Source organism: Halomonas sp. BMC6 (genome assembly GCF_964204995.1).
In the GTDB taxonomy this organism is placed as follows: domain Bacteria; phylum Pseudomonadota; class Gammaproteobacteria; order Pseudomonadales; family Halomonadaceae; genus Vreelandella.
In genome coordinates, this window is the sequence record NZ_CAXNSH010000001.1 from 3,109,489 (window position 1) to 3,122,841 (window position 13,353).

The window sequence follows — 13,353 nt, forward strand, 5'->3', positions numbered from 1 at the left end:
TATTGTCTCTGGCTCAGCTATAAGGCAGATCGCGGGCATTCATCCCGATCTGCCCGCCGTTCGACAGCCGCCAAACACCCTCTGTCATCAAATCACGGCGGCCGATCACATAGGCGATGCTACCCGGCTGGGTGAAATCCCCGACCGGGTAAGCGCCGATGCACCGGCCTGAGTACAATTGGCCGCGGTGAATGACGTGAAAATCGATGAGGTCGTTCGGCAGCTTGTATTTGTCCAGCCGCTTCCAACCTCGGCGCTCGAGCGCTTTTCGCCATAGCGTCGCTTTATAGTCCACACCACGCCTGCCCTGACTGACCAGTAACATAGGGCAGCGCGTGCCCCGCCTCTAGCATCCCCTGCCCCACGCTCTCGCCGTCTGCCCATACCTCGGCAATGATGCGAAAGAACGAGCCGCGCTCGATGCGGCGAAGCTCTATCGTCTCAGCGCCACGCAGCCACTCGACTAGATAGATGCGCGCCTTCGCAGCCAGCTCTCTCTCCCGCTCTTTCTCGGCTTCGGTGTCGCAGCGGCTGCGGCGCTCCGGAGCATTGATGCCGCTGATCCGAACTTTGATCCGCTCACCAATTACAGGTGGCCAGTCGTTGATCGTGGCCGTGAAGGTATCGCCATCGTATACCGCGGCTACCTCGTCAACGCGAACGCTGCCGTAGTCGGCTAAGACTGGAAACGAGAACAGGACGGCTGATACGGCTAGCAACCTGATTAGGCAACGACAGTGCAGATGCATTCGTCCTCTAGCACTTCATCAACCCGCAAGCGATAGGACTGGAATATGATAGTGTTACCGTCATTGTCCTTAATGTCCTCAAGGTCAGTTGCTTGAAACTTGGATCCTGGCTTCAACTGCTCACCAAGGTGAAAAAGTTGCTTGGAAGGGACATGAAGCACGTCTCCGATCTCGTATCGCATTGGTTCAATCCTCTAAATTATTTCTCACAATCCCCATTACTCGAGCATACCACTTGCGGTAAGCGTCGGCCTGCTCTTCAAGATAGTCGTGCCGGTCGTATACCTGCCACACTCCTGGCAGTACGTGACCCAGCATGAGTTCACACACATGCGGCTCGGCCAAGGTTGACCAGTTTGTCCGCGCCGTCTTGCGCAGGTCGTACGTCGACCAGTGCGCCATAGGCTGCTTTAGCTGTTTCTCGGCCACACCCATGATGTTGTACGGGTAGCTGAGAATCGAACTGTGCCCGAGCGGCTTCGCCGAGGTTTCGCCGCTGAACAGTAGCTCGGGATTGTGAGATAGCGTCATCGCCTCTTTAATCAGCGGCGCCATTTCATCAATGATTGGGCGCTTGAGCGGCCGTCCAGTCGCCTTGCCGGTCTTGTGCCGCTCTGGCGGTATCGTCCAGACGCCCTGCTGAAAATCAAACTCCCCTCGCCTTGCCTGCGCTATTTCCCCAGGCCGACAGCCAAACAGCAGCACCAACTTCACCAACAGCTTAGAGCGGGTCGCCATGCGCGATCGCTCCATGGCATGCCACAGCACCGCTATTTCCTCGTTGCTTAGCGCTCTGCCAGCCGTCCGCTTACGGTTCACCATAAGATCATCTGTCGCGCTAATAGCGGCAAGGGGCTGGTTGTCTATCAGCCCTCTGCGAGCGCCCCATTTATGCGCCTGCTTCATATTGGCCAGCACTCGCTCTGCGATACGCGGCTTTAGGTCGGCTAGCGGCTCTAGCAAGTCCATCCACTGCATCAGGCTGGTGCTATCAGCAGGCAGCGCCCCCAGCTTTGGGAATACGTGAAGCTCAAACGAGCGCAGTATTTCGTCAGCGCCCACTTTGTTGGGCTTGCAGTATCGCTCGTGCCATTCGCGCACCAGGGTTTCGTTCGTGTGCGCCGTGGCGATCGCCGCCTGCTCGACGCGCTTTTGCGTCCTCGGGTCGTGGCCTTGCTCTAGCTGGCCTCGTCGCTTGATGGCTTCGTCCCGAGCCTCTTTCAGGCTCATCGCCGGGTAAGAGCCAAGGTCCATGCGGGCGGCTTTGCCCTGGTAGCGGAATCGGAGCTGAAACACCACTTTGCCAGCCGGAGTAACCCGGGCGCCCATGCCATCGCGGTCGGCTTTTTCGATAGCGCGCGGCCGCGCCTTCCTGTAGACGGATTTCAGCCAAGCGTCAGTTAACGCCATGTGTACATGCTCCCCAGCATATTTCGATGAAGGGTCACAGTATGTACACGGGCAAGTACATATTTCTAGTGCATTGCTGCAATTCTCTGCGCTGCTCAGTGCGGCGCAGACTTGCGAAAGAGTGAGGTTTTACGGCTATCAGGCGGGGTGTAGTGCTGGGCAGTGTAAGGCAGTGCGGCGAAGCTAGTTGTCGATGTGGGCAATGATGGAGAAATTGCGAATATGCTTGAGCTTTCCGCTGGAAACGTCATGAGACATCGAGTGTGTTCTGCCTTATTGGTACGCAAGCGTAGGTGTTGCGGCGCTGGGCCGAAGGGCGAAAAACGGAAACCGCACCACTGCATTGCCAAAGTTCATCAAAAGATAAGCGCCATTGTAGCGATATGCGCGGGATAGGAACAGCAGTCCGGCGAGAACCGCCGGACTGGAGGGAGTGGCGTACAGATTATTCGAGGCGAAGCGCGACGAATAGAGAGCGACCATCGCGATACAAACGCACTGGAATCGCCCGATCGTTAGGCAGCGCTTCGACGATACGCATTAGCTCGTCCGCCGATGCGACACTGCGATGGTCGATACTCACCAGGATATCGCCAGCGCGAAGCCCTGCCTGCGCCGCAACGCTGTCCGGCTCGACCTGACGCACCTCAACGCCGCCATTGATCCCCAAACGCTCACGGGTGGCTTGGTCGATTTCTGCAACGGCCACGCCCAAGCGCACTTGATTGTCGCTGCCCGATGCCGAAGCGGACGCTTGCATATCTGGCCAGTTACCCAGCTCGACGGTTTCCGATACCTGCTCGCCATCACGCATCAGCGTGAGTTCGACATCGTCTCCCGGTGCCACGCGACCAATCAGACGGGGCAGCGTGCTGGAGCGATCCACTTCTTCGCCGTTGACTTCGAGGATCACGTCACCTGCTTGCAAACCACCTTGAGCCGCCGGTCCTTCTGGGTCTAAATCGGCAATCAGTGCTCCAATCGCTTCACTCATACCGAACGACTCGGCCAAGTCCTGCGAGACGGGTTGGATCATCACGCCCAACCAACCGCGATTCACGCGACCGTCTTCACGAAGTTGGTCAGCCACATCCATGGCGACGTTGATGGGAATGGCGAACGAGAGCCCCATGAAGCCGCCACTACGGGTAAAGATTTGCGAATTGATACCGATGACTTCGCCTTCCAGATTAAACAGCGGGCCACCGGAGTTGCCGGGGTTAATGGCGACATCGGTTTGAATGAACGGCACGTAAGCATCACGCGGCAAGGTGCGGTTGATCGCGCTCACGATCCCTGCCGTCACCGAGTGATCGAACCCAAACGGAGAGCCAATGGCCGCGACCCACGCCCCCACTTTCAACTCGTCGGAATCGCCCAAATTCAGCACCGGCAAGTTATTGGCGTCGATTTTCAGCAGCGCCACATCGGTTTGCGCATCGCTACCAATCAGTTCGGCGGGCAATTCACGACGGTCGTTGAGGCGCACTAGAATTTCATCGGCATCCTGCACCACGTGCGCATTGGTCATCACATAGCCATCGGCACTGATGATGAACCCCGAGCCGAGCGATTGGCGCTCTTGACTACGACCACCGCCGCTACCACTGCCGGGAGGCGTGGGAAAGCTATCGCCAAAGAAGTGACGGAATATTTCGGGGATTTCCTGATTGCCAAACCCCTGTAGGGCCGGGCTTCGCTGGACCGTTCGACTCGTGGAAATATTGACGACGCCCGGGGCGGCGTCTTCTACCAGCTCAGTGAAATCGGGCAGCGTTTGCGCATGGGCATGTTGGCCGATCAAGAACATCGCGACCAAGCATATCCATAGTGTCGAGGGGAGAACCAAGCGCTTCATGCAACAGCTCCTAGTCAAGCAGATACGAAACGAAGGGAGTGCAACTCTTAGCGAGCTACGGAACAACTAACTGACCAAGCGCGGCCGGAAGCGTTCCATCCGCCCGCGCATTAGGTATTTAAGGGTCAATACGCTGCACATCAAGGTACCAAAGAACAGCATCACACATAGCCATTCACGCCCTCCAAGCAGCGAGGCCAACCCTGCCGCCAGCATCGCCAGGAACAGCGGCACGGCATAGATCAACAGCGTTAGGTGGCTGACTTGATGCTTGGGCAGCGCAATCGTGACGGTGCTACCTAAGGGATACGCTGCGTGGTGTGAAAGGGGCGAGGGGGAAGGAAGTACAGTGATGCGCTGCTGTTGGCGGCGGGCTAGTAATCCCATACCGCAACCACGTCCCTCGGCGCACTGCTGACAAGCGTTAGCTAGGGAGACATCGACGATCACCCCGGTCTCGGTATGCCCTACTACACTGCCCGTTCTGAATAGCGGCTCGCCTCCAGTGTCAGAGTGTGCCATGGCTAGGGCGCTATACGGACGGATTGCACGATACGCTGCAGCATATCTGGCGGCAGCTCACCAACGCCGACCAGCTGCCAGCGCTGCTCACCCTCGGACACCAACGAAATCGCTGCCGTGGAGACGCCCAATCGGTGTACGCCCTCTTCGAGCATGGGTTGCTCGACAGGGCTGACGAAGAGGCTCACCGCTGCCAGACCATCGCTATAGACCCGTTGATTCGTGACCGCTTGCCCTGGCTCCTGTGGTTGGGCAATGAAGCCCTCGGGCAGCCAATCGACTTGCCATGAGTGAGACGGACGCTCGGTGCTCACATCGCCAGCGACATTGCCCTCATAAAGCGAAGGCGACTGAAGCTGGGTAATTTGAAAGGTTTCTAGTACACGCTCTTGGTGGTCGCTCATGACATGCTTGAGCAGCAGCCCTGTCGATTTATCGACCCACCATGCGTGCAGATAACGCTGCTGATCGCGAGGGGAAAAACGCAGCTCCACCGCGTCACGTCCAGCGACACGCGCATCGTCTTGGAGGGAAATATCATAATGAGAGGCGACGTGTTCCGCCCAGGCTTGCGAGGCGCTGAGCTCGCCACCCTCTTCGGGAGTAAAACTCGCCATATAGCCTGCAATGGAGCGGCGCTCGATACTGACGGAAGGCCCATCCAAATGCTGTACGACCTGCTGACGCACGCCCTCTCGAATGCGATGGGATAGCGCCAGCGTTCTGACACCCAGCGCATCGATGGTGACCGCACGTGCCTGAAAATCATAGCAGTGCCCTGCCACCATGCTACGCGCTAACCATGCCTGGGCAGAGTCGGGCACCGACTCGTCGGCAACGGCCGAACAGGCAATGGCGGGCTGCGCATCCGCGTTGACCGAGGAGGGAGCCAGGCTTACAACGACCAGACCCCACGCCAACGCCAGCGGGACTCCACAAAAGCTTTTTCTAGCAGTCGCCATACCGATCAAACAGCCTCTTACGTCACGATGAGGTTCAAAACGCGTTAGCGAACTACCGCTGACCCAATGGCTCGGTCACCGATGAACGCATCAGTGGCATCCAGCTGTCGCCACTGCCGTTGGCTGCTCCCTGAGCATGCTGCTCTAGGTACGATTGCAACATGCGCAGTTGATCTACATCGATCGCTGTGGCTTGCTGGGCCATCGTGCCTTGCGGTGCCATCGGCGTTGAGAAGCCCGATTCGCTGATATTCATCAAGCCGCCATTGCCCGACTGGCCGTTGATACGAAAAGGCGTCGGCTCGAACATGGGCATTTCAGACGACATCATTGATGCAGGCTGCGAGGCGCCCAAATTGACCGGCTGCACTTGAGCCCCCACGCTGGACTGCGAGGCGACCGTGTTGCTACCTGGCTGAGCAGTGCCGGTCGAGCCGTTACCGCTAAAGAACTGAACGCCGGTAATGACCATCAGCGAAACGGCAGCCGCGACACCAGCACCACGGGCAAAGGAGATGCCACCGGCGCGGGCAGGGGCAGCGACCGTTTCACTCTCCATCACCGGGGCAGGCTCTTCGTTGAGGCGCGCCAGGATGCCTGCCGATAGATCGACACTGACATCGACGCTGCGCTCGCGCTGCATCATGCTGCGTGCCAAATGGTAGCGACGCCATGTCTCTGCCGCATCGGCATCGTCAGGTAGTGATTTCAACACTCGGCGCAATTCAAGCTCATCACTTTCGTTGTCCATTAATGCTGAAAGTGATTCCCGTGTGTTTTGACTCATACTTCACACCCTCACACTGTGTTAGAAGAAGCTCAGCGACCACACGGCTCATGCGTGTTTTAGCCGCAAAACCTCGCAGGCCAAGACCCTGTTACTCAACCATCGCCAGCGCATGGCAATGCGATGGTTTAACGCGATCATGCTAGACAGCCTCTATGACGCTTCACTTGCCAGACAGTTCACTAAAAACGCAAAAACGTAAATATTTGTGACGCCTGCGCCCGATTCATTGGACGCGGCTCATTCGTCTCGACTGTTGCGAGCCGTGGTGACCAGCGGGCGAATATGCTCATCGACGGCCTCCCGCGCGCGAAAAATGCGCGAGCGAACGGTCCCTACCGGGCACTGCATGACTTGCGCAATATCTTCGTAAGCCAACCCGTCCAACTCGCGTAGCGTAATGGCCGTCCGCAAATCGTCAGGTAGCTTTTCGATCGCTTCGAAGACAGCCGCTTCCAGCTGGTCGCGGGCAATAGACGCCTCGGGTGACTCGGCATCCGCCAAGCGACCGCTTTGATCGACGATTTCCGCATCAACGATATCCAAGTCACTGCCGGGCGGCCGACGACCGCGAGACACCAAGTGGTTCTTGGCCGTATTGATAGCGATGCGGTACATCCAGGTATAGAACGCGCTCTCCGCTCGAAACTTACCCAGTGCCCGATAGGCTTTAATGAAGGCTTCCTGCGCAACGTCCTGCACTTCCGCATGGTCGTGCACGTAACGCCCAATCAAACCGATGATTTTGTGCTGGTACTTCTTCACCAGCAGATCAAAAGCACGTGTGTCACCTTTCTGAGCACGCTCAACCAGCTGTTGGTCCGTTTCACGAGTGCCCATTCACACGCTCCTTCTGCTCGTACGCATCGCGCCGAGCATTGTTTCTTTGTCGCCCTAGTGTTCGGGCCTTCACAGCGAGCAGCATAGCGTCCCTTGGGCATCTGTTAATTTTCATGGAGGACATCGGCAGGCGACCTTGGCCTACCCCTCGGTGGTGGTGCGCAAATGAGCTTGCGCCAATGTCATCTAGTGTTACGCGTTCTTAGCAGCGCATCAAGCGCTTACCCCCTTTCTTAAAAACCCTGAGGCTGACATTTTTCCTTAATGCAAAGTTCCGTAACAATTGATTTTTACCACCGTGACGCGCCATAGTAGTGGCCACTTTTCGCCCATCGCGCACGCACAGGTAGCAAGATGTCAGATCAACAGGTTAGTAACCTTAACGTCCTGGCCCAGGATGTTCTTACCACGCCCGACGCACTGAAGAGTGCTATCCCCCTCACGGAAAGCGCCGAGCGCTCGGTAATCGAGGGTCGCCAAACCATCCAAAACATTCTGGATGGCAAGGATCCGCGTTTGCTGGTGGTCGTTGGCCCCTGCTCCATTCACGACGTCGAAGCAGCGCTGGATTATGCGCGCCGCCTGCGTACGCTAGCGGACCAGGTCAGCGACAGTTTGTATATCGTGATGCGCGTCTATTTCGAAAAGCCGCGGACGACCGTGGGCTGGAAAGGGTTGATCAACGACCCGCACCTGAACGACTCTTTCGAAATTGACGAAGGGCTGCACATTGCCCGTAAACTGCTGGTCGACCTGGCGGAAATGGGGCTACCGTTGGCCACCGAGGCGCTTGACCCAATCTCGCCTCAGTACCTGCAAGACTGCATTAGCTGGTCGGCCATTGGCGCTCGCACCACCGAGTCCCAAACGCACCGCGAAATGGCCTCCGGCCTCTCCTGCCCCGTCGGTTTCAAAAACGGCACCGACGGTAGCCTGGACGTAGCGATCAACGCGCTGCAGTCCGTGGCGAACCCGCATAACTTCTTGGGCATCAACCAGGCCGGTCAGGTCGCCATCATCCGCACCCGAGGCAATGCCTACGGTCATGTGGTACTGCGCGGCGGTAACGGCAAGCCTAACTACGACAGCGTGAGTGTCGCACTGGCAGAGAAAGAGCTGAAAAAAGCCAACCTCTCGGCCAACATCATGATCGACTGCTCACACGCCAACTCGAATAAAGACGCCGCCCTGCAGCCGCTGGTACTGGAAAACGTCACCAACCAGATTTTGGAAGGCAATACCTCCATCATCGGCTTGATGGTGGAATCCAACATTGGTTGGGGCAATCAAAAAGTACCGGCCGATTTGAGCCAGCTGCAGTACGGCGTATCGATCACCGACGCCTGCATTGATTGGGATACTACCGTCGAGACGTTCACTCGCATGAACGAAAAGCTCGCGTCCGTTTTGGCCAAGCGCACCGCTCAATAACGCGCACCTGCCATCAAAACGTCCCGCCGGGCTGCCGCTCGCCGGGACGTGTTCGTTTCCCATCCCCTAACGCGATCTATCGACTACGCCTGTATATCCCGCTTGAAAGGCGGCAGTGCATCCAACAATGCCTGACCATAGCGCCGCGTGATCACACGGCGATCCAGCAAGGTAATTACCCCGCGATCACTCTCTTTTCGGATCAAACGGCCACATGCTTGCACGAGCTTGATCGACGCATCCGGCACGCTGATACGCATGAAGGGATTGCCGCCCTGACTCTCGATCCATTCTGCCAGCGTCGCCCCCACCGGATCATCGGGCACGGCAAACGGTAGCCGGGTAATCACCACATGGGTGAGGTAATCCCCCGGCAAATCGATCCCTTCGGCGAAACTTGCCAAGCCAAAAATCACGCTCCCCTTGCCACCATCCACCGCTGCTCTGTGTCGCTCGATGAGCTCTCGTTTGGGCAGTGCGTCTTGGGCCAAGATGCGCTCTTTTGCCGCGGCAGGCAGCGCTTTTTCGACCGCGCGCAGCTGGGCACGAGAGGAAAACAGCACCAGCGCCGCCTCCTCCTCGCCGAGCTGTGACACAAAGCTCACGATCGCACGCTCATGCGCTTCCCGGTCGCTAGGGTCCGTCGCCTCGGCGGGCACTCGTAAGACGGCGTTGGCATAGTCAAACGGGCTGGGCAGCGCCTGATAGCGGTATCGGTTTGCCAATCCGGCGCGCTCTTGCAACCGCTCGAAGCGGCCCAGCGCCGTTAACGTGGCGGAGGTCACCACGGCCCCGTGGCAGCGGCCCCACAAATGCTTGGCAAGCGTGTGCGCGGCCGACACGGGGCTGGCCGAAAACTCGATCTCCGGCTCCCCCGCCACACGGCTAAGGGTTATCCAGCGCGCGCTCGGTGGGGCATTGGGAGCATCCTGCTCGCTGAACGCTTGCCATAAGGCGTGGGCATCCAGTGCGCGGCCGTGAAGGAGTGCCATCAGCGGCAGCCAGGCCTCGGCTTGATCACGGTCCAAACCGGTTTGCTTATCCGGGTCGAGGCTTTCACGCAAGATATCGCTGATACTCTCCAAACTTCTTGAGAGAGTGGCAAACATGACAAGCAGCTGTTGCGCCTGTTCCCGCAACGCCTCAGGCACTTGGCCTTTCTCAAAACGCTGCTGGTGGCTAGCCTCTTCATCGGCAAGGCCGTTTTCCCGTCCAGCAAGCTGATGCCCCATGCTAAACACGTCGCCCAGCGCGGGCTCCAATCCATGCAGCAGTTCGGGCAACCCGGCCAGCAGTCGGGCAATGGTGGGTTGAACCGCCAGCCCCTGGTGCAAATCCGTCAAACTACTTTTCAGAGTTTTCAACCAGCGCAGACAGCCGTGCACGGCAAAGCGGTGGGCAAAGTGCGATAGCGCTTTGTCCGGCAGGTGGTGGCCTTCGTCGAAGATAAAGATGCAGTCAGCGGGGTCCGGCAAAATGGCACCGCCACCAAGCGCCAAGTCCGCCAACACGAGATCGTGATTGGCGACGATAACGTCAGCATTCTCCAGCTCTCGACGCGAGCGGAAAAAGGCGCAGGCACCGAAGTGGCCGCAGCGGCGACCGGTGCACTGGCGGTGGTCGACCGTCAGCTGTCGCCAGTGCGCGTCCTCGATCGACACCGGCCAGGTATCGCGGTCGCCTTCCCAATCGCCCTTCCCGTAGGCGTCGGCCATATCGGTCGCCAGGACGTTGAAGTCGCTGCTATCGGCTTGCAACGACTGCTCGAACAGCGACAGCGTTGGGTTGGGCTCACTGCCCTCCAAAGCTTGATCCAGCCTAGCCACGCAAACGTAACGTCCGCGTCCTTTGGCTAGCGCGTAGCGAAAGGCCACGCCGCTATGGCTCGCCAGTGAAGGTAAATCTTGGTTGAGCACCTGCTCTTGAAGGGCCACGGTGGCCGTCGACACGATGAGCCGTTTGCCCTGTGCCTTGGCGATGGGCAGCCCCGCAATGAGATACGCCAGTGTTTTGCCCGTGCCGGTACCGGCCTCCAGCACGCACACATGACTATCGCTAACGCGCTTTCCTTCGCTGTCGCACTCGATGTCCCCCAGCGTTCGGGCGATTTCGGCGATCATCAAGCGCTGCCCGTAACGGGGTGTGAGCTCGAGCTTCTCCACCACGTTACGGTAAGCCTGCTGAATATCGTTTTTTAGCGCGTCATTCAGCATTCGAATTACAGCATACCTTCCGGCGGGTGTTCGCAGGGCAGCTTACCGTTGATATAGCGCTCAATCTCTGGCAAGGAGAACGCGTCCTCTTCGCCCACGAAGCTGATCGACACGCCTTTGGCCCCTGCACGGCCGGTACGACCGATGCGGTGAACATAATCTTCCGGATCTTCGGGCAGCGTGTAGTTGATGACGTGACTCACATCTTCGATATGAATGCCACGGCCGGCCACGTCGGTGGCTACCAGCACCTGCACCTCCCCTTCGCGGAAGCTTTCCAACGTCTTGATGCGCTGATTCTGCGGTACATCACCAGACAGCATGGCCGCACTGACCCCGGCTTTTTTCAGCAGGTCGTCGAGTTTGCGCACGAGATCCCGGCGGTTACCGAACACCATGACACGCTCGAAGCTCTCCTGCTCCAGTAGCTTCACCAGCAGCCGCTGTTTGTCGTCGTCGGAAACGAGGTAAACACGCTGATCGATATCCGCCTGATTCTCGACGGTCACCTCGATCTCGACATGCGCCGGATTGAGCGTCCACTGACTCGCCAGATTGAGAATATCGTCCGTGAAGGTGGCCGAGAATAGGAACGTTTGACGCTCCTCTTTCTTTGGCGTGTAACGAATGATGCGCTTCACATCGGGAATGAACCCCATGGAAAGCATTCGATCCGCTTCGTCGAGCACCAGCACTTCGGTTTCGGAGAGGTCGATATCGCGTTTCTGGTGGAAGTCCAGCAGACGCCCTGGCGTCGCGACCAGGATATCGATCTTCTTACCCAGGCTTTCGCGCTGTTTTTGGTAATCCATACCGCCCACGACGCTGGCGACGTTGAGCTGAGTGAAACGCGCAAGTGCCTTGGCGTCTTTCTCGATTTGCAGCGCCAGCTCACGGGTCGGCGCAATGATCAGCGCACGGGGAGCCCCCGGCTTTTGACCATCCGGCGTCGGCTCTTCGAGGAAGTAAGCCATGACAGAGATCAAAAAGGCGGCGGTTTTACCGGTGCCCGTCTGCGCTTTACCGACGATGTCGCCACCTAACAGGGTGTGGCGCAGCGCTTCCGCTTGAATGGGCGTGCAGTACTCGAACCCCTGAGCATGTATCGCGCGCATCAAAGGCAGCGGCAGATCAAAGTCATGGAAGCGCCACTTGCCGGCGACGGCGGGCACCTGAAACTGACGAAGATCCCAGTTCGACTGACGACGACGCGGTTTCCGACGGCGACGTTTAGGCTTGCGGTTCTGGGCCGATGCTGTGGTCTGTTCCGACTCGCTCATAGGCTGTGTATCTGTCCATTGCTGTGGATGTTAGGCATCACGAAGTGCGCATTGTACCAGGGGTTGGCGATAAGAGCGCGCCCTGGTGTCGAAGGAGCACGCTAGCCTGTTAGAATGAGGCATACATTAACCTAAGGAGCGCGACATGACGCGTAAGAAAAAGACTCGTTCATTGGCGGATAAAGTGACGATCCGCACTGGTCGCCGCAAAGATTATAAAAAGTGGCGCCATGAGAATCCTGATCAAGTGACCTCGTCGCGCCGCTTCGTTGCCAAAAAGCAGCAGCAGCGTAAGCTTCAGGCCGTGCGCAAATTGGCGCGCCAGCAAAGCGGCCAAACGATCACCATCCATCCTGACAAAGGGGGCGATCACTCACCAGGAGAGCCGTCTTGATGCGTTTGGTTTCGTTCAATATCAATGGGATTCGGGCACGGCTGCACCAGCTTCAAGCGCTGATCGATACCCAACAGCCCGATGTCATCGGCCTTCAAGAAACCAAAGTACAGGACAGCGAATTCCCCGTGGCCGACGTAGAAGCCATGGGCTATCACGTTTTTTACTATGGCCAAAAAGGCCATTACGGCGTTGCACTGCTGTGCCGTCAACAGCCGCAAGCAGTGTTTTACGGCTTTCCCGATGACGACGACGATGCCCAGCGGCGCATGATTGGCGTCAAATTGCTCGCGGAAGACGGCGAGCCGGTCACGGTATGGAACGGCTACTTCCCTCAAGGCGAAAGCGTCGATCACCCCACTAAGTTTCCGCACAAAGCGCGCTTTTATCAACAGCTCGCCAACCTGCTCAATACTCAGCACGCTCCCGAAGAGCGACTGGCGGTCATGGGTGATTTCAATATCTCACCTGAAGATCAGGATATCGGCATAGGCGAGGCCAACCGGAAGCGCTGGCTGCGGGAGGGCAAAACCAGCTTCCAGCCCATCGAGCGCGAATGGCTGGAAGGCATCAAAGCGTGGGGGCTGAGCGACAGCTACCGTCTGTGCCACCCGCAAAATGACGAGTGGTTTAGCTGGTTCGACTATCGCTCAAAAGGCTTTGACCGAGAGCCGAAGCGCGGTCTTCGCATCGACTACATCCTAGTTTCAAAGCCCTTGGCCGACTGCGTGACCGATGCGGGTATCGACTATCCGCTGCGGGCCATGGAGCGCCCATCGGACCACGCCCCCACCTGGAGCGACTTTTCAGTCACACTCCGCCCATGAAGCTGCAAGCGCCGGAGGCTCACCACCGGCGCCCGCTTTAAGATACGACGATGGCTGTTCAAACCTAGCAATGTCTTGAG

13 protein-coding genes are annotated in these 13,353 nt (G+C 58.1%); 3 read left to right on the forward strand and 10 right to left on the reverse strand.

What is annotated here, in order from left to right; all coding sequences use genetic code 11:
* Window positions 1-13: 13 nt before the first annotated feature.
* The 8 genes from AB6K10_RS15220 to rpoE all read right to left on the reverse strand — a co-directional run bounded on the left by AB6K10_RS15220 (window position 14) and on the right by rpoE (window position 7,128).
* On the reverse strand, window positions 14-295 hold the full coding sequence (locus AB6K10_RS15220) for a hypothetical protein (protein ID WP_339119218.1): 282 nt from the start codon (window positions 293-295) through the stop codon (window positions 14-16).
* Window positions 285-749, reverse strand: a complete 465-nt coding sequence (locus tag AB6K10_RS15225) for a thermonuclease family protein (protein ID WP_339119219.1) — start codon at window positions 747-749, stop codon at window positions 285-287. The genes AB6K10_RS15220 and AB6K10_RS15225 overlap by 11 nt, the downstream gene beginning before the upstream one ends.
* A gap of 186 nt (window positions 750-935) precedes the next feature.
* Window positions 936-2,159 carry a site-specific integrase gene (locus AB6K10_RS15230; RefSeq protein ID WP_339119220.1) on the reverse strand — a complete coding sequence of 408 codons (1,224 nt, stop codon included), beginning with the start codon at window positions 2,157-2,159 and terminating at the stop codon, window positions 936-938.
* A gap of 445 nt (window positions 2,160-2,604) precedes the next feature.
* The gene (locus tag AB6K10_RS15235; RefSeq protein WP_339119221.1) at window positions 2,605-4,017 is read right to left on the reverse strand and encodes a DegQ family serine endoprotease; all 1,413 of its coding nucleotides are present in this window, start codon (window positions 4,015-4,017) and stop codon (window positions 2,605-2,607) included.
* A gap of 66 nt (window positions 4,018-4,083) precedes the next feature.
* Complete coding sequence (locus AB6K10_RS15240) at window positions 4,084-4,539, reverse strand: SoxR reducing system RseC family protein (protein WP_339119222.1); 456 nt, start codon at window positions 4,537-4,539, stop codon at window positions 4,084-4,086.
* 2 nt (window positions 4,540-4,541) lie between these two features.
* Window positions 4,542-5,459, reverse strand: a complete 918-nt coding sequence (locus tag AB6K10_RS15245) for a MucB/RseB C-terminal domain-containing protein (protein WP_339119223.1) — start codon at window positions 5,457-5,459, stop codon at window positions 4,542-4,544.
* A gap of 94 nt (window positions 5,460-5,553) precedes the next feature.
* On the reverse strand, window positions 5,554-6,288 hold the full coding sequence (locus tag AB6K10_RS15250) for a sigma-E factor negative regulatory protein (protein ID WP_339119224.1): 735 nt from the start codon (window positions 6,286-6,288) through the stop codon (window positions 5,554-5,556).
* Window positions 6,289-6,528: 240 nt separating this feature from the next.
* A complete protein-coding gene (gene rpoE, locus AB6K10_RS15255; protein ID WP_159342487.1) occupies window positions 6,529-7,128 on the reverse strand; it encodes an RNA polymerase sigma factor RpoE in 600 nt (199 codons plus the stop codon).
* A gap of 354 nt (window positions 7,129-7,482) precedes the next feature.
* Here rpoE and AB6K10_RS15260 point away from each other — a divergent pair, with 354 nt between their 5' ends.
* Window positions 7,483-8,559, forward strand: coding sequence for a 3-deoxy-7-phosphoheptulonate synthase (locus AB6K10_RS15260; protein WP_253016057.1), 1,077 nt, complete (start codon window positions 7,483-7,485; stop codon window positions 8,557-8,559).
* A gap of 83 nt (window positions 8,560-8,642) precedes the next feature.
* On the opposite strand, the gene dinG is transcribed toward AB6K10_RS15260, so the two are convergent.
* Together dinG and rhlB are read right to left on the reverse strand one after the other, a co-directional pair.
* A complete protein-coding gene (gene dinG, locus AB6K10_RS15265; protein WP_159342489.1) occupies window positions 8,643-10,772 on the reverse strand; it encodes an ATP-dependent DNA helicase DinG in 2,130 nt (709 codons plus the stop codon).
* A gap of 5 nt (window positions 10,773-10,777) precedes the next feature.
* Window positions 10,778-12,052, reverse strand: coding sequence for an ATP-dependent RNA helicase RhlB (gene rhlB / locus AB6K10_RS15270; RefSeq protein WP_159342490.1), 1,275 nt, complete (start codon window positions 12,050-12,052; stop codon window positions 10,778-10,780).
* A 145-nt stretch (window positions 12,053-12,197) separates the two neighbouring features.
* On the opposite strand from rhlB, the gene AB6K10_RS15275 reads away from it, so the two are divergent.
* Window positions 12,198-12,446, forward strand: a complete 249-nt coding sequence (locus AB6K10_RS15275; protein WP_339119225.1) for a hypothetical protein — start codon at window positions 12,198-12,200, stop codon at window positions 12,444-12,446.
* Entirely contained in the window at window positions 12,446-13,273 is an 828-nt protein-coding gene (gene xthA, locus AB6K10_RS15280; RefSeq protein WP_285263365.1) for an exodeoxyribonuclease III, read from the forward strand. The genes AB6K10_RS15275 and xthA overlap by 1 nt, the downstream gene beginning before the upstream one ends.
* Window positions 13,274-13,353 lie beyond the last annotated feature (80 nt).

Excerpts from the sequence above, each read along its gene's own strand:
- AB6K10_RS15260 (WP_253016057.1), top strand. The coding sequence starts at position 7,483 with ATGTCAGATCAACAGGTTAGTAACCTTAACGTCCTGGCCCAGGATGTT.
- rpoE (WP_159342487.1), bottom strand. The coding sequence starts at position 7,128 with ATGGGCACTCGTGAAACGGACCAACAGCTGGTTGAGCGTGCTCAGAAA.
- AB6K10_RS15225 (WP_339119219.1), bottom strand. The coding sequence starts at position 749 with ATGCATCTGCACTGTCGTTGCCTAATCAGGTTGCTAGCCGTATCAGCC.
- AB6K10_RS15235 (WP_339119221.1), bottom strand. The coding sequence starts at position 4,017 with ATGAAGCGCTTGGTTCTCCCCTCGACACTATGGATATGCTTGGTCGCG.
- xthA (WP_285263365.1), top strand. The coding sequence starts at position 12,446 with ATGCGTTTGGTTTCGTTCAATATCAATGGGATTCGGGCACGGCTGCAC.
- rhlB (WP_159342490.1), bottom strand. The coding sequence starts at position 12,052 with ATGAGCGAGTCGGAACAGACCACAGCATCGGCCCAGAACCGCAAGCCT.
- AB6K10_RS15240 (WP_339119222.1), bottom strand. The coding sequence starts at position 4,539 with ATGGCACACTCTGACACTGGAGGCGAGCCGCTATTCAGAACGGGCAGT.
- dinG (WP_159342489.1), bottom strand. The coding sequence starts at position 10,772 with ATGCTGAATGACGCGCTAAAAAACGATATTCAGCAGGCTTACCGTAAC.
- AB6K10_RS15275 (WP_339119225.1), top strand. The coding sequence starts at position 12,198 with ATGACGCGTAAGAAAAAGACTCGTTCATTGGCGGATAAAGTGACGATC.
- AB6K10_RS15250 (WP_339119224.1), bottom strand. The coding sequence starts at position 6,288 with ATGAGTCAAAACACACGGGAATCACTTTCAGCATTAATGGACAACGAA.
- AB6K10_RS15230 (WP_339119220.1), bottom strand. The coding sequence starts at position 2,159 with ATGGCGTTAACTGACGCTTGGCTGAAATCCGTCTACAGGAAGGCGCGG.